The sequence below is a fragment of the Pseudomonas sp. MF6776 genome (assembly GCF_016613125.1).
GTDB classification, from domain to species: Bacteria; Pseudomonadota; Gammaproteobacteria; order Pseudomonadales; family Pseudomonadaceae; genus Aquipseudomonas; species Aquipseudomonas iridis.
Map to the genome: position 1 here is coordinate 1 of NZ_JAENSQ010000043.1, position 21,433 is coordinate 21,433.

24 protein-coding genes are annotated in these 21,433 nt (G+C 58.9%); 16 read left to right on the forward strand and 8 right to left on the reverse strand.

The features are described 5' to 3' along the window. Positions 1 to 227 precede the first annotated feature (227 nt). Both JJD74_RS27810 and JJD74_RS27815 read right to left on the reverse strand, forming a co-directional pair. Positions 228 to 1,448, reverse strand: coding sequence for a CaiB/BaiF CoA transferase family protein (locus JJD74_RS27810; RefSeq protein ID WP_047299228.1), 1,221 nt, complete (start codon positions 1,446 to 1,448; stop codon positions 228 to 230). Positions 1,449 to 1,461: 13 nt separating this feature from the next. After that, positions 1,462 to 2,643, reverse strand: a complete 1,182-nt coding sequence (locus JJD74_RS27815; RefSeq protein ID WP_042557010.1) for an acyl-CoA dehydrogenase — start codon at positions 2,641 to 2,643, stop codon at positions 1,462 to 1,464. A gap of 157 nt (positions 2,644 to 2,800) precedes the next feature. Here JJD74_RS27815 and JJD74_RS27820 point away from each other — a divergent pair, with 157 nt between their 5' ends. From JJD74_RS27820 to JJD74_RS27865, 10 genes are all read left to right on the forward strand, one after another. Further along, positions 2,801 to 3,700 carry a LysR family transcriptional regulator gene (locus tag JJD74_RS27820; RefSeq protein ID WP_115147868.1) on the forward strand — a complete coding sequence of 300 codons (900 nt, stop codon included), beginning with the start codon at positions 2,801 to 2,803 and terminating at the stop codon, positions 3,698 to 3,700. 434 nt (positions 3,701 to 4,134) lie between these two features. Beyond that, positions 4,135 to 5,256, forward strand: a complete 1,122-nt coding sequence (locus tag JJD74_RS27825) for a Re/Si-specific NAD(P)(+) transhydrogenase subunit alpha (protein WP_042557008.1) — start codon at positions 4,135 to 4,137, stop codon at positions 5,254 to 5,256. Between the two features lie 15 nt (positions 5,257 to 5,271). Beyond that, positions 5,272 to 5,592, forward strand: a complete 321-nt coding sequence (locus JJD74_RS27830) for an NAD(P) transhydrogenase subunit alpha (protein WP_003187417.1) — start codon at positions 5,272 to 5,274, stop codon at positions 5,590 to 5,592. Beyond that, complete coding sequence (locus JJD74_RS27835) at positions 5,592 to 7,025, forward strand: NAD(P)(+) transhydrogenase (Re/Si-specific) subunit beta (RefSeq protein WP_047299226.1); 1,434 nt, start codon at positions 5,592 to 5,594, stop codon at positions 7,023 to 7,025. Before JJD74_RS27830 ends, JJD74_RS27835 begins: the two co-directional genes overlap by 1 nt. Before the next feature lie 214 nt (positions 7,026 to 7,239). Next, positions 7,240 to 8,733, forward strand: a complete 1,494-nt coding sequence (locus JJD74_RS27840) for an acetyl-CoA hydrolase/transferase family protein (protein ID WP_200617382.1) — start codon at positions 7,240 to 7,242, stop codon at positions 8,731 to 8,733. A 321-nt stretch (positions 8,734 to 9,054) separates the two neighbouring features. Beyond that, the gene (locus tag JJD74_RS27845) at positions 9,055 to 9,270 is read left to right on the forward strand and encodes a DUF1127 domain-containing protein (protein ID WP_009041553.1); all 216 of its coding nucleotides are present in this window, start codon (positions 9,055 to 9,057) and stop codon (positions 9,268 to 9,270) included. A 336-nt stretch (positions 9,271 to 9,606) separates the two neighbouring features. Next, entirely contained in the window at positions 9,607 to 9,924 is a 318-nt protein-coding gene (locus tag JJD74_RS27850) for a DUF2388 domain-containing protein (RefSeq protein WP_047299224.1), read from the forward strand. 107 nt (positions 9,925 to 10,031) lie between these two features. Next, positions 10,032 to 10,340 (forward strand): DUF2388 domain-containing protein, encoded by a 309-nt coding sequence (locus JJD74_RS27855; protein WP_042557004.1) that lies wholly within the window; start codon positions 10,032 to 10,034, stop codon positions 10,338 to 10,340. Between the two features lie 42 nt (positions 10,341 to 10,382). Further along, positions 10,383 to 10,703, forward strand: a complete 321-nt coding sequence (locus JJD74_RS27860; protein WP_042557003.1) for a DUF2388 domain-containing protein — start codon at positions 10,383 to 10,385, stop codon at positions 10,701 to 10,703. Continuing rightward, positions 10,700 to 12,661, forward strand: coding sequence for a DUF7844 domain-containing protein (locus tag JJD74_RS27865; protein ID WP_200617383.1), 1,962 nt, complete (start codon positions 10,700 to 10,702; stop codon positions 12,659 to 12,661). Before JJD74_RS27860 ends, JJD74_RS27865 begins: the two co-directional genes overlap by 4 nt. 143 nt (positions 12,662 to 12,804) lie before the next feature. Here the strand turns inward: JJD74_RS27865 and trpA are convergent, their stop codons facing one another. Together trpA and trpB are read right to left on the reverse strand one after the other, a co-directional pair. Further along, positions 12,805 to 13,617: a tryptophan synthase subunit alpha gene (trpA, locus tag JJD74_RS27870; RefSeq protein WP_200617384.1), complete on the reverse strand. Its 813-nt coding sequence runs from the start codon at positions 13,615 to 13,617 to the stop codon at positions 12,805 to 12,807. Further along, positions 13,617 to 14,849 (reverse strand): tryptophan synthase subunit beta, encoded by a 1,233-nt coding sequence (trpB, locus tag JJD74_RS27875; RefSeq protein WP_042557000.1) that lies wholly within the window; start codon positions 14,847 to 14,849, stop codon positions 13,617 to 13,619. The genes trpA and trpB overlap by 1 nt, the downstream gene beginning before the upstream one ends. A 120-nt stretch (positions 14,850 to 14,969) precedes the next feature. On the opposite strand from trpB, the gene JJD74_RS27880 reads away from it, so the two are divergent. Further along, on the forward strand, positions 14,970 to 15,887 hold the full coding sequence (locus JJD74_RS27880; protein ID WP_200617385.1) for a LysR family transcriptional regulator: 918 nt from the start codon (positions 14,970 to 14,972) through the stop codon (positions 15,885 to 15,887). Here the strand turns inward: JJD74_RS27880 and JJD74_RS27885 are convergent. Next, positions 15,860 to 16,186 carry a DUF883 family protein gene (locus JJD74_RS27885; protein ID WP_042556998.1) on the reverse strand — a complete coding sequence of 109 codons (327 nt, stop codon included), beginning with the start codon at positions 16,184 to 16,186 and terminating at the stop codon, positions 15,860 to 15,862. The two genes, JJD74_RS27880 and JJD74_RS27885, sit on opposite strands and share 28 nt — an antisense overlap. A gap of 157 nt (positions 16,187 to 16,343) precedes the next feature. On the opposite strand from JJD74_RS27885, the gene JJD74_RS27890 reads away from it, so the two are divergent. After that, positions 16,344 to 16,559, forward strand: a complete 216-nt coding sequence (locus tag JJD74_RS27890; RefSeq protein WP_042556997.1) for a dodecin — start codon at positions 16,344 to 16,346, stop codon at positions 16,557 to 16,559. A 128-nt stretch (positions 16,560 to 16,687) separates the two neighbouring features. Continuing rightward, positions 16,688 to 16,912, forward strand: a complete 225-nt coding sequence (locus JJD74_RS27895) for a DUF1161 domain-containing protein (RefSeq protein WP_200617386.1) — start codon at positions 16,688 to 16,690, stop codon at positions 16,910 to 16,912. Between the two features lie 172 nt (positions 16,913 to 17,084). Here JJD74_RS27895 and JJD74_RS27900 read toward each other — a convergent pair whose 3' ends face one another. Then, on the reverse strand, positions 17,085 to 18,086 hold the full coding sequence (locus tag JJD74_RS27900; protein ID WP_042556995.1) for an LLM class flavin-dependent oxidoreductase: 1,002 nt from the start codon (positions 18,084 to 18,086) through the stop codon (positions 17,085 to 17,087). A 240-nt stretch (positions 18,087 to 18,326) separates the two neighbouring features. On the opposite strand from JJD74_RS27900, the gene JJD74_RS27905 reads away from it, so the two are divergent. Together JJD74_RS27905 and JJD74_RS27910 are read left to right on the forward strand one after the other, a co-directional pair. After that, positions 18,327 to 18,758 carry an OsmC family protein gene (locus JJD74_RS27905; RefSeq protein WP_042556994.1) on the forward strand — a complete coding sequence of 144 codons (432 nt, stop codon included), beginning with the start codon at positions 18,327 to 18,329 and terminating at the stop codon, positions 18,756 to 18,758. A 255-nt stretch (positions 18,759 to 19,013) separates the two neighbouring features. After that, positions 19,014 to 19,253 carry a DUF1161 domain-containing protein gene (locus JJD74_RS27910; protein ID WP_200617388.1) on the forward strand — a complete coding sequence of 80 codons (240 nt, stop codon included), beginning with the start codon at positions 19,014 to 19,016 and terminating at the stop codon, positions 19,251 to 19,253. Positions 19,254 to 19,259: 6 nt separating this feature from the next. Here JJD74_RS27910 and JJD74_RS27915 read toward each other — a convergent pair whose 3' ends face one another. Both JJD74_RS27915 and JJD74_RS27920 read right to left on the reverse strand, forming a co-directional pair. Beyond that, positions 19,260 to 19,679 carry a PA0061/PA0062 family lipoprotein gene (locus tag JJD74_RS27915; RefSeq protein WP_200617390.1) on the reverse strand — a complete coding sequence of 140 codons (420 nt, stop codon included), beginning with the start codon at positions 19,677 to 19,679 and terminating at the stop codon, positions 19,260 to 19,262. A 40-nt stretch (positions 19,680 to 19,719) separates the two neighbouring features. Next, positions 19,720 to 20,142, reverse strand: coding sequence for a PA0061/PA0062 family lipoprotein (locus JJD74_RS27920; protein ID WP_200617392.1), 423 nt, complete (start codon positions 20,140 to 20,142; stop codon positions 19,720 to 19,722). A 59-nt stretch (positions 20,143 to 20,201) separates the two neighbouring features. Here JJD74_RS27920 and JJD74_RS27925 point away from each other — a divergent pair, with 59 nt between their 5' ends. Beyond that, positions 20,202 to 21,293, forward strand: a complete 1,092-nt coding sequence (locus JJD74_RS27925; protein WP_115147875.1) for an aminopeptidase — start codon at positions 20,202 to 20,204, stop codon at positions 21,291 to 21,293. Positions 21,294 to 21,433 lie beyond the last annotated feature (140 nt).

Genomic DNA, 21,433 nt, shown 5'->3' on the forward strand with positions numbered 1-21,433 from the left:
CTTCGATGAACTGAAGCGACCCACTCTCGAAACCTACTTAACTCATTGAATCTCAAGGAGTTTTCCGTTTCGACTGCGCCGGAAGTGGGGCGAATTATAGACGTCTGGAATCTGCCGTCAACCGCTAATTTCGCTTTTCTTTCAATTACTTGCAGATTGATCAAGAAACGATCAGATCACCCTCTATATATAGAGGAAAATGCCAAGCCTTCTATATAGAAGGCTTCTTAAAGCACTCCATCCTCTTTCAGCACAGCCACCGCTCCCGCGCCCAAACCCAGGACTCTCTGCAAAACCTCCAAGGTATGCTCACCCAACAAAGGAGGCGCAAGGCGATACTCGACAGGGGTTTGCGACATTCGAATAGGGCTCGCCACCTGAGGCACCATCCCCGCCAACGCATGGGGCAACTCTATTGCCAACCCGCGAGCCTTCACCTGCGGATCCTCAAACACCTGCGACAGATCATTGATCGGGCCACACGGCACGCCCGCCATCTCCAACTGAGCTACCCACTCAGCCGTGGTCTTGAAGACTGTCGCCTGGCGAATCAGAGGAATCAGCACCGCACGATTCGCCACCCGCAGCTTATTAGTAGTGAAGCGCGGATCATCAGCCCACTGTGGCTGACCCGCCACTTCAGCAAACTTGCGGAACTGCCCGTCATTGCCCACGGTAAGAATGAAATCGCCATCTGCCGTAGGAAAGTCCTGATAAGGCACGATGTTCGGATGCGCATTGCCCAGGCGCTTGGGTGCATTGCCCGTGGTCAGGTAGTTCATCGCTTGGTTAGCCAGGCAGGCTACCTGCACATCCAGCAATGCCATATCAATGTGCTGACCACCACCGTCGTGATCACGATGAGCCAGCGCCGCCAGTATCGCCACGGTCGAATACAGCCCGGTCAGGATATCCGTCAGCGCCACACCAACCTTCACCGGCCCGGCACCTTCATCTCCTTCTGGTCGACCGGTCAGACTCATCAGCCCACCCAGCCCCTGGATCATGAAGTCGTAACCGGCACGCTTGGCATAAGGCCCGGTCTGACCGAAGCCAGTGATCGAGCAGTAGATCAGATCCGGATTGATTGCCTTCAGCGACTCATAGTCCAACCCATAAGCCGCCAGGCCACCCACCTTGAAGTTCTCAATGAGGATGTCCGACTTGGCAGCGAGCTCGCGAACAAGCTTTTGACCCTCGGGACGCGTGAAGTCGATGGTCACCGATTGCTTGTTGCGGTTAGCCGACAGGTAGTAAGCCGCCTCCGACGTGTTCTCACCATAAGCGTCTTTAAGGAAGGGTGGCCCCCAGGCGCGAGTGTCGTCACCATTGCCCGGGCGCTCGACCTTGATCACTTCGGCGCCAAGGTCGGCAAGGATCTGCCCGGCCCACGGCCCGGCCAACACTCGCGATAAATCCAGTACCCGCAGATGCGACAGCGCGCCCATGGTCGCTCTCCTATTAATAGAACGCCTGCAGACCGGTTTGCGCGCGACCGAGGATCAGCGCGTGGACGTCGTGCGTACCTTCATAGGTATTCACCACCTCCAGGTTGACCAAGTGGCGGGCCACGCCGAACTCGTCGGAGATACCGTTGCCGCCCAGCATGTCGCGAGCCATGCGGGCGATATCCAGCGACTTGCCGCACGAGTTGCGCTTCATGATCGAAGTGATTTCGACCGCAGCCGTGCCTTCATCCTTCATGCGCCCCAAACGCAGGCAACCTTGCAGGGCCAGCGTGATCTCGGTCTGCATGTCCGCCAGTTTTTTCTGGATCAGCTGGGTAGCGGCCAAAGGACGGCCGAACTGCATACGGTCCAGCGTGTATTGGCGTGCGGTGTGCCAGCAGAACTCGGCTGCGCCCAGCGCACCCCAAGAGATGCCGTAGCGTGCGGAGTTGAGGCAGGTGAACGGACCTTTCAGACCACGCACGTCAGGGAAGATGTTTTCTTCCGGCACGAATACGTTGTCCATGACGATCTCACCGGTGATCGATGCGCGCAGACCTACTTTGCCGTGAATCGCCGGAGCGCTCAGGCCTTTCCAGCCTTTCTCCAGCACGAAGCCACGGATGTCGCCGGCATCGTCCTTGGCCCAAACCACGAACACATCGGCGATCGGGCTGTTGGTAATCCACATCTTCGCGCCAGTCAGGCTGTAGCCGCCGTCGACTTTGCGTGCACGAGTAATCATCGCGCCAGGGTCGGAACCGTGGTTAGGCTCGGTCAGACCGAAGCAGCCGATCCATTCGCCGGAAGCCAGTTTCGGCAGGTATTTCTGTTTCTGCGCCTCGGTGCCGAATTCGTTGATCGGCACCATTACCAGCGAGGACTGTACGCTCATCATCGAGCGATAGCCGGAATCGACACGCTCCACTTCACGGGCAATCAGGCCGTAGCTGACATAGTTGAGGCCACTGCCACCGTACTGCTCAGGAATGGTCGCGCCCAACAGGCCGACTTCACCCATCTCGCGGAAGATTGCCGGATCGGTCTTCTCATGGCGGAAAGCTTCGAGCACACGCGGCGCGAGCTTCTGCTGAGCGAACTGCTCGGCAGTGTCGCGGATCATGCGCTCTTCTTCGGTGAGCTGTTGATCCAGCAGCAGGGGATCGATCCAGTTGAAGCTAGCTTTACCGCCCATGAGTGTGCCCTCGTAAATCGGTGAATTAACGTGGCATTGATCCTAGGCGCGGTTCGCGGTCGCGGCAAACGAGGTTTTCGCATTCTGTTGTGCTAATTTCTCACTCCGAAACGACGCCGATAGCCTTTTAACCGACGTATTAGTGAGGTCGAAGTACATGCGCAGGAAGATCCCCAGCACAACCGCTCTGATCAGTTTTGAGGCTGCCGCTCGTCACGAGAGTTTTACCAAGGCCGCTGAAGAGCTTTCCATCACCCAAGGCGCCATTTGCCGACAGATCGCCAGCCTTGAGGAGTTCCTCAGCGTGGAACTGTTCCGACGCTCGCGGCGCGGGGTAAAGCTGACCGAAGCAGGGCTTTCCTACAGCCGTCGGGTGGCGACTCAACTCGATGCGGTCGAGCGCGATACGCTGTCGGTGATGGGCCAGCAAGGCGCCAATGTGATCGAACTGGCGGTGGTGCCGACCTTCGGCACGCAATGGCTGTTGCCACGCTTGAAAGATTTCCAGCTCAAGCATCCGGAAGTCACCGTCAACCTGACTAACCGCACGCGGCCATTCCTGTTCGCCGATACCGACTTCGATGCCGCCATCTACTTCGGCGATGCCGATTGGTCCGGTACCGAGTCCCACAGACTGATGGGCGAAAATCCGATGCCCGTGTGCAGCCCCGCCCTACTCGGCAGCAAGGCAAAGCTGACAGCGCAAGAGGTTGCCGAGCTGCCGCTCTTGCAGCAGACCACCCGCCCGTATGCCTGGCGCCAGTGGTTCAACTCGCAACATCTGAATATCCCTCGCGACATGACAGGGCCGCGCTATGAACTATTCTCCATGCTGGCGCAGGCAGCCATGCACGACATGGGCATTGCGCTGATCCCGCCGTTCCTGATTCAGCGCGAGTTGGCCGAGAAGCGGCTGGTGATTGCCAACCCCCAGGCACTGTCCAGCATCAAGGCGTATTACCTGATGATTCCCGAGAGAAAGGTCGAATCGGCGTCCCTGAAGGCATTTCGCGACTGGCTAGTGAACCAGGCGCAGAGCTATAGCCTAGAAGGGTAGCGGCTTACAGCGTTAACTGACCTCGTAGTCAGAAAAAATAAAGTACTACAGATATAAGTATTTGTCGCATTTTCAATGACTGTATCCGAAAGTCGTACAGACGTCCCACAAGCGCCTGCGGGCGTGGCTTTGAGCCTTCATTCGCGACTCATTACGCTCCATTCACGTCACCGATGAGATAAATCTTCGAATTCGTCCAGAATCCTTGTAAGGCACGGCCTGCAAGGGATTCAACCGGTCATGTGCGACATTCGGTCACGGCATGACTTGTAGTTAATTTTCCGTCACTCGTCATAATCCCTTGAAGGGCATAAAGTTCGCCTGCAAAATGCCGCGCCCCGCCCTGATTTAGCGGGATCGTGCTGATCGGCCGCCCCAGTCGCACCATCCGAAGTGCCTGGGTTTACTCAATAAGATCACGCAGGAGATTTGACGTGCACATTGGTGTTCCTCTCGAAACCCAGACCGGTGAAACACGGGTTGCTGCAACCCCGGAAACCATTAAAAAGCTGATCAGCCAAGGTCATAAGGTCACTGTTCAAACCGGCGCCGGCGTTAAAGCCAGCGTTGTCGACAGTGCTTATGAAGCGGCAGGCGCAACTATTGGCAGTGCCAACGATGCGTTTGGCGCCGAGTTGATTCTCAAAGTGGTCGCCCCAAGCGATGCCGAACTGACGCTGATCAAGCGCGGTGCAGTGCTGGTTGGCATGCTTAACCCGTTCAACAACGACACCATCGCCAAAATGGCCGAGTGCGGGATTACCGCGTTCGCCCTGGAAGCAGCGCCGCGCACCTCGCGGGCGCAGAGTCTCGATGTGTTGTCGTCCCAGGCGAACATCGCCGGCTATAAGGCCGTGTTGCTGGCCGCTCACTACTATCCGCGCTTCATGCCGATGCTGATGACTGCTGCGGGCACTGTGAAAGCGGCGCGCGTGCTGATTCTCGGCGCAGGCGTGGCCGGGTTGCAGGCGATTGCTACGGCGAAACGTCTGGGTGCGGTTATCGAAGCGTCCGACGTGCGTCCGGCGGTGAAGGAACAGATCGAATCCCTCGGCGCCAAGTTCGTCGACGTGCCTTATGAGACCGATGAAGAGCGCGAATGCGCCGTCGGTGTCGGCGGTTACGCGCGGCCGATGCCGGCGAGCTGGATGCAGCGTCAGGCCCAGGCCGTGCATGAACGCGCCAAGCAGGCTGACATCGTCATCACTACTGCGCTGATCCCGGGCCGCAAGGCACCGACGCTGTTGAGTGCGGACACCGTGGCGCAAATGAAACCGGGCTCGGTGGTCATTGACCTCGCGGCTGCGCAGGGCGGTAACTGCCCGTTGACCGTAGCCGATCAGGTCGTGATCGAGAACGGCGTAACTATCGCCGGTCCGACCAATCTGGCCGGTGAAGTCGCCGCAGACGCTTCGGCGCTGTATGCACGCAACCTGCTGGACTTCCTGAAGCTGGTCTTCACTAAAGAAGGCCAGTTCGACGTCAACCTCGAAGACGACATCGTCGCCGCGTGCCTGATGTGCCGCGACGGCCAAGTCATCCGCAAAAACGCCTAAGCAGGGATTCAGACGATGGAAGAGCTTATCTCCCCCGGTATCTACAACCTGATCATCTTCGTGCTGGCGATTTATGTCGGTTATCACGTGGTCTGGAACGTAACACCTGCGCTGCACACGCCGCTGATGGCCGTGACTAACGCCATCTCGGCGATCGTGATCGTCGGCGCGATGCTGGCCGCTGCCCTGACGGTCACCCCGCTGGGCAAGACCATGGGCACCCTCGCCGTGGCGCTGGCCGCAGTCAATGTGTTCGGTGGCTTCCTGGTCACCCGCCGCATGCTTGAGATGTTCAAGAAGAAAGCCCCGAAAGTAAAAGAAGAGGCGCCGAAGTAATGAGCATGAATCTCGTCACGACGCTTTATCTGATCGCGTCGATCTGTTTCATCCAGGCCCTCAAAGGCTTGTCGCACCCAACCACGTCACGCCGCGGCAATCTGTTCGGCATGCTCGGCATGGGTCTGGCGATCATCACTACTGTAGGCCTCATCTATAAGCTCGGCGCTGAGCTGGCCACTGCTGGTATCGGTTATGTGATCGTCGGCCTGCTGGTCGGCGGTACCGCCGGTTCGATCATGGCCAAGCGTGTTGAAATGACCAAAATGCCGGAACTGGTCGCCTTCATGCACAGCATGATCGGCCTGGCAGCGGTGTTCATCGCCATTGCTGCCGTGGTTGAGCCGCAGTCGCTGGGCATCGTCAAGCAACTGGGCGACGCGATCCCGGCGGGTAACCGTCTGGAGCTGTTCCTCGGCGCGGCGATTGGTGCCATCACCTTCTCCGGTTCGGTGATCGCCTTCGGCAAGCTTTCGGGTAAGTACAAGTTCCGCCTGTTTCAGGGCGCACCGGTACAGTTCAGCGGTCAGCACAAGCTGAACGCGGTGCTGGGCCTGGCGACACTGGCACTCGGTTTGACCTTTATGTTCACCGGCAACCTCACCGCATTTGCGCTGATGCTGGCGCTGGCGTTCGTGATGGGCGTGCTGATCATCATCCCGATCGGCGGCGCAGACATGCCGGTGGTGGTGTCGATGCTCAACAGCTATTCGGGCTGGGCGGCAGCGGGTATCGGTTTCTCGCTGAATAACTCGATGCTGATCATTGCCGGCTCCCTCGTGGGTTCGAGCGGTGCGATCCTCTCGTACATCATGTGCAAGGCGATGAACCGTTCCTTCTTCAACGTATTGCTCGGTGGTTTCGGCAATACGGTTGATGCAGGCCCAGCCGGTGCGAAGGAAGCACGTCCGGTGAAATCCGGTTCGGCTGACGACGCGACGTTCCTGCTGACCAACGCCGACACCGTGATCATCGTTCCAGGCTACGGCCTGGCGGTAGCCCGTGCGCAGCATGCATTGAAAGAGTTGACCGAGAAGCTGACCCACCGTGGCGTGACCGTGAAGTACGCGATCCACCCAGTGGCTGGGCGGATGCCTGGACACATGAACGTACTGCTGGCCGAAGCCGAAGTGCCGTACGACCAGGTGTTCGAGATGGAAGACATCAACTCCGAGTTCGGTCAGGCCGATGTGGTGCTGGTGCTCGGCGCGAACGACGTGGTCAACCCGGCCGCCAAGAACGATCCGAAATCGCCGATTGCCGGTATGCCGATTCTCGAAGCGTTCAAGGCCAAGACCATCATCGTCAACAAGCGCTCGATGGCCAGCGGCTATGCCGGTCTGGACAACGAACTGTTCTACCTGGACAAGACCATGATGGTGTTCGGTGACGCGAAGAAAGTCATCGAAGACATGGTTAAAGCCGTCGAGTAACTTTCGCCTGCTGCACCAAACGCCCCGACTTGTCGGGGCGTTTTTGTTTGCGCAAACAGTCGGACAATATGCCGCGTTGTTGCAGATCCGGTAACGATGTTTTACTTGAAACCCGCGCAATAGACGCCTCTTTTGCGACCTTGGTAGCGGGACAGGCACCAGCCAAATTCACTAGACTGCGCATCCTGCTACTCGCTGCCCGAGATAAAAATACATGTACCGTGACCGTATTCGCCTGCCTTCGTTGTTGGACAAAGTGATGAGCGCCGCCGACGCTGCTGCTCTGATTGAGGACGGCATGACCGTCGGCATGAGCGGCTTCACCCGCGCCGGCGAAGCCAAGGCCGTCCCTCATGCACTGGCCGAGCGGGCCAAGGTCACGCCGCTGAAGATCAGCCTGATGACGGGCGCCAGTCTGGGCAACGACCTCGACAAGCAACTGGCCGAAGCCGGCGTGCTGTCGCGGCGCATGCCGTTCCAGGTCGACAGCACCTTGCGCAAGGCGATCAACGCCGGGCAAGTGATGTTCATTGACCAGCATCTGTCGGAAACCGTCGAGCAACTGCGCAACCAGCAACTGAAGCTCCCGGACATCGCCGTCATCGAAGCCGTGGCCATCACCGAGCAGGGCCATATTGTGCCGACCACTTCGGTGGGCAACTCGGCGAGCTTCGCGATTTTCGCCAAACAGGTGGTCGTCGAGATCAATCTGGCGCATAACGCCAACCTCGAAGGTCTGCACGACATCTATATCCCGACGTATCGTCCGACGCGTACGCCGATTCCGCTGGTGAAGGTCGACGACCGCATCGGCAGCACCGCGATCCCGATTCCACCGGAGAAGATCGTCGCCATCGTCATCACCCAGCAGCCGGACTCACCGTCCACGGTGTCGTCGCCGGATGTCGACACCAACGCCATCGCCGATCACCTGATCACTTTCTTCAAGCAGGAAGTCGACGCCGGGCGCATGACCAACAAGCTCGGCCCGCTGCAGGCCGGGATTGGCAACATCGCCAACGCGGTGATGTGCGGCCTGATCGACTCGCCGTTTGAAGACCTGACCATGTACTCCGAAGTGCTGCAGGACTCGACGTTCGACCTGATCGATGCCGGCAAGCTGAGCTTCGCTTCGGGCAGCTCGATCACGCTGTCGGAGCGGCGCAACACCGACGTGTTCGGCAACCTGGAGAAGTACAAGGACAAACTGGTGCTGCGTCCGCAGGAAATTTCCAACCACCCGGAAGTCGTGCGGCGCCTGGGGATCATCGGCATCAACACGGCGCTGGAGTTCGACATCTACGGCAACGTCAACTCTACCCACGTCTGCGGCACGCGGATGATGAACGGCATCGGCGGCTCAGGCGATTTCGCGCGTAACGCGCATCTGGCGGTGTTCGTGACGAAATCGATCGCCAAGGGCGGCGCGATTTCCAGCGTTGTGCCGATGGTCAGCCACGTTGACCATACCGAACATGATGTCGACATTCTGGTAACCGAAGTAGGCCTGGCGGATCTGCGAGGCCTGGCGCCTCGCGAACGGGCCCGGGTGATCATCGACAATTGTGTGCACCCGGACTTTCGCCAGGCGCTGGATGACTACTTCACCGCCGCCTGCGCAATCGGTGGTCACACCCCACACATCCTGCGTGAAGCGTTGAGCTGGCACATCAATCTGGAAGAAACCGGGCGGATGCTGACGGTGTAATTCGCACAGATGTTCCGTCGGCGCAAACACAGTTTGCGTCGACGGTATTCAGAAATCCTCGATACCGTCAAAAACTGTACTGCTGTACCGGTCTTTTCCTACGGCAAATACCCACACTTTCTTCCGAAACCAGCAAAAACGCACCACTTAAGTGCGGACAGGTACAGTTTGCCCAATTTCGACCCGTACACCATCAATAAACAGTTAACTGGTCACTCACAATACAGTTGAACTGTATCTAGTGAGACTAGGCAAACGAGAGGATCATGGGCACCAGTCAAACCACTACCTGATCCCGCCACAAGCGGAAGGATGTCAACCATGGAACGTACACTCAGTTCCGAACTGTTCTTCGAAGACAAAGCTGCAAAAACCCAGGCTTCCATGCCTCTGCGCGTTCTCGCCAACCTGATGTTGTGGCAGCGCCGCATCTCCAGCCGCCACCAATTGGCCCGTCTGGATTCGCGTCTGCTGGCTGACGCCGGTATCAGCGAAGCACAACGCTACGAAGAGCTGAGCAAGCCGTTCTGGCGCTAAGTAGCGTCGCTGGCTCTGGTCGTTAGACCCACCGCCAGCAACCCGAATTGAATAAAACAAAACCCGTCGTGGGAAACCACGACGGGTTTTGTCGTTCTGGATGCTTCAAAACCGCAGAATAGACGCCTCGAGATTAAAACCAATACAGTTTTAGATTTACTAATATACGCAAGTACAGTTAAAAGTATTCCGCAGTAGCCAGCATTCTGACCACTGGGCGAATTGCACAGAGCAGCCTAATATCCATTCAGTACGTGGCGAATGCTGTGCCGATGGCGTCTGACTCCTCAGATACCGAGCCACCTCTCTATACGGTTTATCCACAGGAGTTACCCTATGACCCGTCTTCGCATGCTCAGCGCCGCAGCCCTGTTGGCCGTGGCTGCCAACGCCAGCGCTACCAGCTTCATCGTGACCACTGACTCGATTGTCGGCGCCCTGAAAGCCTCCTCCGACGCTACTTCCGACGTCACCTCTTCCTTCCGTGACGACAAGATCGTGCTCGCTGCCCGTGACGACGCCGCCAGCTTCGTCGCCAGCCAAGGCGACATCCGAGGCGTGAAACTGGAAAGCGCGCTGGATCACATCCGTCATCAGGCGCCACAACTGCAAGCCACCGACGCTCAGCTGGCTCAAGCCATTCTGACTATCTAAGCAGTCGCGGCATGGCGGGGCACGCCGGTCGTGTCCCGATATTTCGGCGCTGGCTCTAGCCCGGGCGTTGCGCTAGCCTTACGGCTCGCCAACAGTTGCCGAGTCCCATGCCTTTTATTCAAAAACTCCTGATCCCTTGCGTATTGTTAACTGCTTGCTGGACGACCTCGGCCAACGCCTTCGACGTCTCCACGCAAAACACCGTGGTGAGCGTCTGGGCGACCGGCATGGTGTCTTCCGCGCCGTTCGACCGTAAACTGCTGCTCGTCGCTCACGATGATGCGGCGGTATTTGTTGCCAGTGACGGTGAATTGCGCGGCGCTCGACTGGAATCCGCACTGCACTACCTGCGTAAAACTCGGCCGAAACTTCATGCCAGCGACCTTGAACTGGCAGAGGCAATTCTCGTCCAATAGTTAACCCAGTCCCTTGTTAACTTTGCCCTTCGGAGTCGTTCCATGCGTAGCCCGCTGATTGCTGCCGCCCTTGGCCTGTTTTTGTTGGCCGACCTGGCCCAGGCGCACACCCTGGTAGCCACCAGTAACATCATCGTTCGTGCCTCCCAGCGCACCATCGATTTCACGTCCGATACCACCACGTCGATTCGCGACTCGAAAATCATCCGCGAAGCCCACGACGACGCTGCCAGCTTTGTCGCCAGCAACGGTGATATCCGTGGCGCGCATCTGGAAGCCGCTCTCAACACCTTGCGCACACGCGTGCCGGAAGCTCGCGACGCCAGTGATCAGGTTCTCGCCGAAGCCATCCTCGCACTGTGAAGTCACTTGGCGCCTGGCTATTGGCCGGGGCGTTGTTGCTACTTGGCAACAGCGCCCACGCCGGCCTGCAATTGCGGCTCAAGACCGACGGTCTGAGCCCCGCCCAGCAACAGGCCAGCCAGGCGCTGATCGATGAAGCCATGCAGGCCTTGCCGCCGAGCTTTATCGAGCGGCTGGATCGGCGCATCGATGTCGGCTGGACCGATGACATGCCCGGTAATGCCTATGGCCAGGCAACCCTGGTCGCCGAACTCGATCTGAACCGCAAATTGCTCGCCGGTCTCACCGACGGCAGCGCGGCCAAAGAGAAGACCAATCGCCCCCACGGCACTGTGCGCCAGGAACTGCTCGCCACGGTGCTGCACGAAATCACCCACATTTATGACCGCGCACGCCTCTGGCCAAACGCCGAACGCACGCTGATCCAGCGCTGCACCCGGCGCTTCAACAGTGCCGGGCTGATCGGCATTCCCGATGAGTGCCGTGGCCAGAACGGGCGCCGCTTCACCCTTAGTGATGACCCGCGATTGCTCGACCTCGCCGGGTGGCCGCAATACGTCGGCCGTCGCGGCGAGCGCGAGCAACACAACCGACAGATTGCCCGCAGCCCCGACCTGTACGAAATCTCCAGCCCCAAGGAGTTCGTCGCGGTCAACATGGAGTACTTCCTGCTCGACCCGAGCTACGCGTGCCGCCGCCCCGCGTTGTATCGCTACTACAAGGATCACTTCGGCTGGGCGCCACCGGCCCCGAATTCCTGCGCCAAAACCTTCGCGTTTCTGAACGCCGGCAACGACTTCGCCAAGCAACCATTGGGGCAAGTCGATCCGGAGCGTGTCTACGCCGTCGATTACTTACTGGCCGAGGCCAATCAGAACTGGGTCAGCCGCTGGGGTCACAGCATGTTGCGTCTGGTGATCTGTGCACCGGGTCGCCCGCGTGGCCCGGATTGCCGGCTCGATCTGGATCAACATCTGGTGCTGTCCTACCGCGCTTTCGTCGGTGATGTGCAGCTGTCGAGTTGGGACGGACTGGTCGGCAAATACCCGTCCCGGCTGTTCGTTCTGCCGTTGGCGCAGGTGATCGACGAGTACACCAAGACCGAACTGCGCAGCCTCGCCTCAGTACCGCTGAATCTGTCGCGCAGCGAGATCGAAGGCGTGGTCGAACATGCCGCCGAGATGCATTGGAGCTATGACGGCAACTATTTCTTCCTGTCCAATAACTGCGCAGTGGAAGGCTTGAAACTGTTGCGCAGCGGCAGCAACAACGCACAACTCACCGGCCTCGACAGCATCATGCCCAACGGTCTGCTGGAAGTGCTCAAGGGCCGTGGCCTGGCCGATACGAGCGTGCTGGATGATCCGAAAGAAGCGCTGCGTCTGGGCTATCGCTTCGACTCGTTCCGCGATCGCTATCAGGCGATGTTCGACGTGCTGAAGAAGCAGTTGCCAATCAAACAGAACACCGTCGAGGAGTGGCTTTCGTTGTCGGCCGAAGAACGCCGCGAATGGTTCGATCGCGCCGACCTGCGCACCAGCGCCGCGCTGTTGCTGCTGGAGCAGGCGAGTTTCCGGCGCCAGTTGTTGCTCGCGCAGGACGAGGTCAAACAACGTTACCTCGGTGCGCGGGAACTGGAGAATGGCGGAATGGACAAGGCCAATGCGACCTTGCAGGAAATCCTCGCCAACAGTGGGTTCCTCAGTCGTCCGGCAGAACTGCTGGATTCGAAAGGCTACGGTTTGCCGCAACCCAGCGAGTTCAGCCGACTGGAAGCGGAAAGCAGCCAGCGGCAGAAGAAGCTGCTGTTACTCAGCGGCGATCTGGACAAGGAAGTGCGTAAGTTGCTGGAACCCAAGCGCGCCGCCGAAATTGCCGCCAGCGAGGCCAACGTGAAACAGATCGGCGAGCATTTGCGCAAACTGCACAAGGCGTCCGGCGGGCTGGAGCTGCCGTAAAGGCAAAAGATCGCAGCCTGTGGCAATTCCTACAAAGGTCACATGTAGGCGCTGCCACGGGCTGCGATCTTTTGACTGACTAACGATTAATCCAGAACCCCCGGTGCCCAAGCACTCATTCCTCTGAATCAGGAACTCTACCTTTAGCTGGCGCGAGCCTTCCGCACGCCCTCTGCCAGTGCCGAGCACAGACTCAATACGCCGTCGATGGCCTGATGCGGAGTCTGGGCATTGGCGATGTGATCGATCAACGCCGAGCCCACCACAACCCCGTCAGCCAGACGCGCAATCGCGGCGGCCTGCTCTGGTGTGCGGATACCGAAACCAATGCTGATTGGCAGATCGGTGTGGCGGCGCAGGCGAGTGACCGCCTCTTCGACGTGCTCCAGCGTCGCCGCGCCGGCACCGGTGACACCGGCAACCGACACGTAGTACACAAAACCGGAACTGCCGTTGAGAACCTTCGGCAGTCGCGCGTCGTCGGTGGTCGGCGTAGTCAGACGGATGAAATCCAGGCCGGCAGCCTGCGCCGGGTCGCACAGTTCGTCGTTGTGCTCCGGCGGCATGTCGACAACGATCAGGCCGTCGACGCCAGCCTCTTTGGCCTCCGCAATGAAACGCTCGACACCAAACTTGTGGATCGGGTTGTAGTAGCCCATCAGCACCAGCGGTGTGTCGCTGTTGTCTTCGCGAAACTCGCGAACCATTTGCAGGGTTTTCAGCAGATTCTGCTTGGCGCCCAATGCGCGGATGTTCGCCAGTTGAATCGCCGGGCCGTCAGCCATCGGATCGGTGAACGGCATGCCCAACTCGATCACGTCGGCGCCGGCTTTCGGCAAGCCTTTGAGGATCGCCAGCGAAGTGTCGTAATCCGGATCACCGGCGGTGACGAAGGTCACCAGCGCGGCGCGATTTTGTTGTTTGAGTTCGGCAAAACGGGTTTGCAGGCGGCTCATCAGTGTTTCTCCTGCTTGGACTGTTCCATATGGTGCATAACGGTCTGCATGTCTTTGTCGCCACGGCCCGAAAGGTTGATCACCATCAGGTGATCCTTGGGCAGGGTCGGTGCGCGTTTGAATACTTCGGCCAGCGCGTGGGCGCTTTCCAGGGCAGGAATAATCCCTTCCAGGCGGCAGCATTTGTGGAATGCGTCGAGGGCTTCGTCGTCGGTCACCGAGGTGTACTGGACGCGGCCGATGTCATGCAACCAGGCGTGTTCCGGGCCGATACCCGGGTAATCGAGGCCGGCGGAAATCGAGTGAGCGTCGATGATCTGGCCGTCGTCGTCCTGCAACAGGAAAGTACGGTTGCCGTGCAACACACCCGGTACGCCGCCATTCAGGCTGGCCGCGTGCTTGCCGGTTTCAATGCCGTAGCCGGCCGCCTCAACACCGATAATCTCAACGCTTTTGTCATCAAGGAACGGGTGGAACAGGCCCATGGCGTTGGAGCCGCCGCCGATGCATGCCACCAGGCTGTCCGGCAGACGACCTTCCTGCGCTTGCAGTTGGTCACGGGTTTCCTTGCCGATCACGGCCTGGAAGTCGCGAACCATCGCTGGATACGGGTGCGGGCCAGCCACGGTGCCGATCAGGTAGAAGGTGCTGTCGACATTGGTCACCCAGTCACGCAGCGCTTCGTTCATCGCATCTTTCAGGGTGCCAGTGCCGGCCACTACCGGGATCACTTCGGCGCCCAGCAACTTCATGCGAAACACGTTGGCCTGTTGGCGTTCGATGTCGGTGGTGCCCATGTAGATCACGCAATCCAGACCGAAACGCGCGGCCACGGTAGCAGTCGCCACGCCGTGCATGCCGGCGCCCGTCTCGGCGATGATGCGTTTTTTGCCCATGCGCCGCGCCAGCAGAATCTGGCCGATGCAGTTATTGATCTTGTGCGCGCCTGTGTGGTTCAGCTCTTCGCGCTTGAGGTAGATCTTGGCGCCGCCGCAGAACTCGGTCAGACGCTCGGCGTAATACAGCGGGCTCGGACGTCCGACGTAGTCGCGCTGGAAGTAGGCCAATTCTTCTTTAAAGGCAGGATCTTCCTTGGCTGTCTCGTATTCGCGGGCCAGCTCGAGGATCAACGGCATCAGGGTTTCAGCCACGTAGCGGCCACCGAACGAGCCAAACAGGCCGTTGGCGTCAGGGCCATTACGCAGATCGGAAGTGTTCGAAGTCTGGGTCATGTTTTGCTCCAGCAGAATCGGGAATGACGTGAGAAGACAATGACGCCCACTCTACCCCTGACCTTCTATGCTGAAAACCGATAAGATCGCCGCAACCTGTCAGGAAAACTCACAGATACCATGAGCCACGACCTTCCCCCGCTCAACGCTTTGCGCGCCTTCGAAGCCACTGCCAGGCTGAACAGCGTTAGCCAGGCCGCCGAACAACTGCACGTGACCCATGGCGCGGTCAGCCGCCAGCTCAAGGTGCTCGAAGAACACCTTGGCGTCAGCCTGTTCGTCAAGGATGGGCGCGGCTTGAAACTCACAGATGCCGGTGTGCGTTTACGCGATGCCAGCGGTGAGGCGTTTGATCGCTTGCGCAGTGTTTGTGCCGAGCTGACGCAACGTACGGCCGATGCGCCGTTCGTGCTCGGCTGCTCGGGAAGCTTGCTGGCACGCTGGTTCATCCCGCGATTGGGAAGGCTGAATGCCGATCTGCCGGATTTGCGCCTGCATTTATCGGCGGGTGAAGGTGATCTCGACCCGAGGCGACCGGGACTGGACGCGTTACTGCTGTTCGCAGAACCACCCTGGCCCGCAGACATGCAAGTTTATGAGCTGGCTGCAGAACGCATCGGCCCCGTCATGAGCCCGCTGTTCAACGGTTATCAACGCCTGCAAACGGCGCCCGCCTCAGCGCTGCTCGACGAACCCTTGCTGCACACGACATCGCGGCCGCAAGCCTGGCCGAGCTGGGCACAGCAAAATCACCTCGACGCCAAGACGTTGAAGCTCGGGCAAGGTTTTGAGCATTTATATTATTTGCTGGAAGCCGCAGTGGCGGGCCTTGGGGTGGCTATCGCGCCGGAGCCGCTGGTCACCGAAGATTTGAAGGCCGGTCGCCTAGTTGCGCCGTGGGGCTTCTGTGAAACCCCGGCGCAACTGGCGTTGTGGCTACCCAAGCGCGCCGCGGATGGGCGCGCCCGGCAACTGGCGCAGTGGCTCAAACAAGAGCTGCGCCAGCCGGATCACTCGCCGCGCTTGAACAGCAAGTAAGCGGCCAGCAGACCCAAAGCACCCACCGCCACACCGGCGGTGGTCCATGGATGTTCCTGCGCGTAATCGCGGGTGGCGATCCCGGTCTCGCGGGTTTTCACTTTGACTTCTTCGTAGGCATCGCTGAGCAGGTGACGCGAATGTTTCAGCGCGCTTTCGGCATTGCTTTTCAGCGCCTTGAGAGTCTTGCGCGACTCGTCCGAAGCGTCGTCTTTCAGGCCTTCCAACGACTTGAGCAGACTCTCGATCTCCGCTTCCATGCTTTGCAATGAGGCTTTACGTAAAGAGGTGTTGGCCATGGTGGCTCTCCTGCATTGGTGATGAGTGGCGTGTGTTGATTGGGACTTCAGCGGATTGAGAAAGTGCAGAAATTCTGAACTTCGCTTGCGCAAAGCCGCCGAAATCAACAGTGCAAATTCACTGCTAGTCTCAATTCCACATCCCAAGGAGATCACCATGACTGACCACCACACGTACAAAAAAGTCGAGCTGGTCGGCTCGTCCCCAACCAGCATCGAAGACGCCATCAACAATGCGTTGGCAGAAGCCAACAAAAGCATCAAGCATCTGGAGTGGTTTGAAGTGACCGAGACGCGCGGCCACATCAAGGACGGTAAAGCTGCGCACTTTCAGGTGACACTGAAAGTCGGGTTCCGCATCGCCAGTAGCTGAGTTTGGTCTACGCTTCTGAACTTGCGCGCTGGCCGAGTGCCATAGGAATGGCAAAGCGCTACAAGGTGGGCACGTCGGGTGAATAACCCGCTGCCTGCCTCTTTTAATCCGACCAGGGAGTGCGACCGATGAAGAAGTTCATGTTGGCAGTAGGTTTGTTGAGCCTTGCGGGTGGTGCATTTGCAGCCGGCAAGCCTTGTGAGGATCTGAAGTCAGAGATTGCGGCGAAACTGGATGCCAAGGGCGTTTCCGGGTATTCGCTGGAGATCGTCGACAAGGGAGCGGCAGCTGACGGCAAGGTCGTTGGCAGCTGTGAAGGCGGCGCCAAGGAAATCGTCTACAAACGCGGTTGATTGCGCCTGAAATGCAAAAGCCGACGCGAATGCGTCGGCTTTTTTGTGGGCAACCATTTTTCAATGTAGGAGCTGCGGCACGCTGCGATCTTTTGATCCTGTTCTCAAGATCCAGATTAAAAGATCGCAGCGTGCCGCAGCTCCTACACGTTTTGAGCGGGGCGAGATTCAGTTAGCCCTTCATCACCTGCGCCAGCAACTCGTAAGAACGCACGCGATCGGCATGTTCATACAAGTCAGAGGTAAAGATCAGCTCATCAGCCTGGGTTTGCTCAATCAGCACCTCCAGTTTCGCGCGGATTTTCGCCGGGCTGCCGACCATCGCCAAACCCAGGAAATCTCCCACCGCTTCACGCTCATGGGGCAGCCACAGGCCATCCATGGTTTTCACCGGTGGGCGCTGCACCAGGCTTTGCCCACGCATCAACGCGAGGATTCGCTGGTACACCGAAGTCGCCAGGTAATCGGCTTGCTCATCAGTGTCCGCCGCCACCAGCGGCACGCCGAGCATCACGTAAGGCTTGTCGAGCACCGCCGACGGCTTGAAGTGATTGCGGTAGACGCGGATGGCCTCGTGCATGAAGCGCGGGGCGAAATGCGAGGCGAAGGCGTAGGGCAAACCGCGCTCGCCGGCCAGTTGCGCACTGAACAGGCTAGAACCGAGCAGCCAGATCGGCACATTGGTGCCGGTGCCGGGCATGGCGATCACCCGTTGATCCGGGGTGCGCGGGCCGAGATAACGCGCCAGCTCGGCAACGTCTTCCGGGAAGTCGTCAGCACTGCCGGAACGCTCACGGCGAAGTGCGCGGGCAGTCATTTGATCGGAACCCGGCGCCCGGCCCAAACCGAGGTCGATACGACCCGGATACAGGCTTTCCAGCGTGCCGAACTGTTCGGCGATCACCAGCGGCGCATGGTTAGGCAGCATTACCCCGCCAGAGCCGACGCGGATGGTCGAGGTACCGCCCGCCAGATAACCGAGCAGCACCGAGGTGGCGGAACTGGCGATGCCGTCCATGTTGTGGTGTTCAGCCACCCAGAACCGCGTGTAACCGAATTTCTCGGCGTGCTGCGCCAGGTCCAGCGAATTGCGCAGCGACTGCGCCGGGCTGCCGTTCTCGCGCACGGGCACCAGATCGAGGGTGGAAAATTTTACGTCGGACAATTGCTTCATAAACCTGCGTCTCCGAGTGAGGAGGCAGGTTCTTCTCGCAAACGAAAACCTGCCGAATCCATAAGCGTGTTCTATGCAATGAGGGCATATACCCGAGTTTCAATAGCAGGACGAAAAATCCTACTAAAAAAGTCAACGATTCAGATAGGCTGAACTTTGTCCCGACGTCTATCCTCAGAAGCCTTGCAAGCAAAAACCACGAAGGCGCGGCGTCCCGCGCCAGATCTTGAGGAGGCAGACATGGCTATCGTGAAGAAAGCATCCGCACATTGGGAAGGTGATCTGAAAACCGGCATCGGCTCGATTTCCACCGAAACCGGCGTCCTCAGAGAAGCACCCTACGGCTTCAAGGCGCGCTTCGAGGGCGGTAAAGGCACCAACCCGGAAGAACTGATCGGCGCGGCGCATGCCGGCTGTTTCTCCATGGCGTTTTCGATGATTCTCGGCGATGCCGGCCTCAAGGCCGACAGCATCGACACCCAGGCTGAAGTCACGCTCGATCAGGTTGAGGGCGGTTTCGCGATCTCTGCGGTGAAGCTGATTCTCAAGGCGAAAATTCCGGGCGCGACCCAAGAGCAGTTTGAAGAGCTCAGCAACAAAGCCAAAGAAGGATGCCCGGTGTCCAAGGTGTTGAATGCGAAGATTACCCTTGAGGCTTCGCTGGTCAGCTGATGTTCCAAGGCTGATTCTGGCGTTGGCAGTGCCGACGCCTTCGCGAGCAGGCTCGCTCCCACAGCGTTATGTGAACGCCACAAAACTCTGTAGGAGCGAGCCTGCTCGCGAAGACGATCTGGAAATCATCACAGCGGGGCAAAAGCTAATCAAAGTTTGTGAGCGAAGTCAGAACTCGCGTTTCAAAAATGTGGTCGTATACGTGATAGCAGCTTCAGCGCACGCCCGTGCGCGCTGCCTCAAGGAGCTTCATTCATGAAACGTATTGGCTTGGCGATTCTCTGCAGTGCACTGGCCACCTCCGCTTTTGCCGCACCTAAAGACTGCGAAGAACTCCGCAAAGAGATCGAAATCAAGATTCAGGCTAAAGCCGTGCCGTCCTACACGCTGGAAATCGTCAGCAAGGAAGAGGCCAAAAAGCACGACATCGCCATGGTCGTAGGCTCATGTGAAAACGGCACCAAAGCAATCGTCTATCAGAAGAACAACGACTGAAGGCGCTCAGGGTACACAGTTGACCTGCCGTTCCTTGGCAACGATCTGCCCCTGGCGATTGATCAACCGGGCGCTTGGCGTGAAGGCCAGCGAACGTGCCTCCAGCCGATAACGTTGCCCGGCCTCGAAATCATCGTAACGCACGGTCATGTAACACAGCCGCTCCTGCGGATCGGTGTCCATGCCCTGACCGCCGCCAAACACTTCGAAATCAAAACGCACCCTCAGCTCGTGACTCCCCGGCGTGACCTGAAAATATCGCCCGTCGGTCATCCTTTGCTTGTCCACTCGATCGGCCATCAACACCTTGCCGCCGGGGGTGGGCATGGCAAAGTCGACCCAGGCCATGGTGGGATCGACCACCGGCATCGGGCTCTGGCAGCCGGCAACCACACTTGCTGCAAGCAACAGCGTTAACCTGCGCATGATCAATGTCCTTTGGATGAGAGCGCCAGCATAGCGCCGATCAGGTTTTCTGACAGCCCGCCGGCGTACCCTGCCCGACGACTTTACGCTGCTCGTCATAGAGTTTCGCCCACGGGCGGAAACCGATACTGCCGGCCTGCAACTGATAACGCTGGCCGGCGTTGAAGTCCTTGAATTTCACCCTCAACTGGCAATCACGCCAAAGCGGCTCGGCGTCCGGGCCGATATTGGTCGCCTCGACCGGGAATTGATAACGCACCTTCAGTTCATGACTGCCGGGCTGTACCTCGAAATAACGTTTGTCGACGGCGGCCTTGCTATCGACTTGCAGCGCCTGTAGCGCCGTGTCCTGCTGCCGGGCATCGAGATCGATCCAGGCTTGCGAAGGGTCAGGATCGGGCATTCCGAATCCGGCACAACCGGCCAGCGTCAGCAGGCCTCCTGTCAGCATCAACATGCGCATAGCGAAGCTCCAATGGGCGGGATAGTCTTGCGGGCAGACTTTCCAGAGGGTTTCTTATTTTGATCAGGCCGCTTCCAAGCCATCGGTTACTTGATCGCGTTTTTCGGATTTTGTTTCCGGGTGTGATGCTTTTGTTGCTCAACGGTTGTGCAAGCGTCAGCTATTACAGCCAGCTGGCCAGCGGTCAGTGGCAATTGCTGCAGGCCCGCGAACCGGTCGCCAACGTGATTGCCGACCCAAGCCGCGATGCGAAATTACGCGCGCACCTGGCCCAGTCGCAGCAGGCCCGGTCTTTTGCCAGCGAACACCTGCATCTGCCGGACAACCAGAGTTATCGCCTGTACGCCGACATTGGCCGGCCTTTCGTGGTGTGGAATGTGTTCGCCACCACAGAGTTTTCCCTGACCCCGCAAAACCACTGCTTCCCGATTGCCGGGTGCGTGGCCTATCGCGGTTATTACAGCCAGAGCGCCGCGCGGGGTGAAGCTGCGATCCAGCGCTTGCAGGGCATGGACGTTTCAATTGGCGGTGTCGAGGCCTATTCGACGCTGGGCTGGTTCAACGACCCGATCCTCAATTCGATGATGGGCTGGGGCGACGAACGCCTGGCCACGCTGATCTTCCATGAACTGGCGCATCAGCAGTTCTATGTGAAGGACGACACCGAGTTCAACGAGTCGTTTGCCACGTTTGTCGAGCAGGAAGGTACTCGGCAATGGCGGGCGTTTCGCGGATTGCCGGCGGATACCAACTCCCGACTCAAGCAGCGTGATCAGTTCATCGCGTTGGTACTTGCTACGCGCTCGCGGCTGGAGACGTTGTATGCACAGCCGCTGCCCGTCGAGCAGATGCGCGAGCGCAAAGCGGCCGAGTTCGAGCAGTTTCGCCGGGAATACCGGGTGATGCGTGACAGCCAGTGGGCCGGGGACAAGCGTTATGACGCCTGGGTGAATACGCCGCTGAACAATGCGCGGCTGCTGCCCTTCGGGCTATATGACCAATGGGTGCCGGCGTTTGCGGCGTTGTTCAGCCAGGTTGGAGGGGATTGGCTGAAGTTTTATGCGGAGGTCGAGAGGCTGGGCGGGTTGCCGGTTGTGGAGCGTAAATTGGCATTGAAAACGTTGGCAGACTCTCAGCCCTTCAGGGGCTGATCCGGCCTCATCGCTGGCAAGCCAGCTCCCACAGGGATTTTGCTGAACCTGAAGACACCGCTTACCTGTGGGAAGCAGATCTCACAGTGATTGCGGCGACCTTGGTGACACGCTTACCTGTGGGAGCCAGATCCAACAGT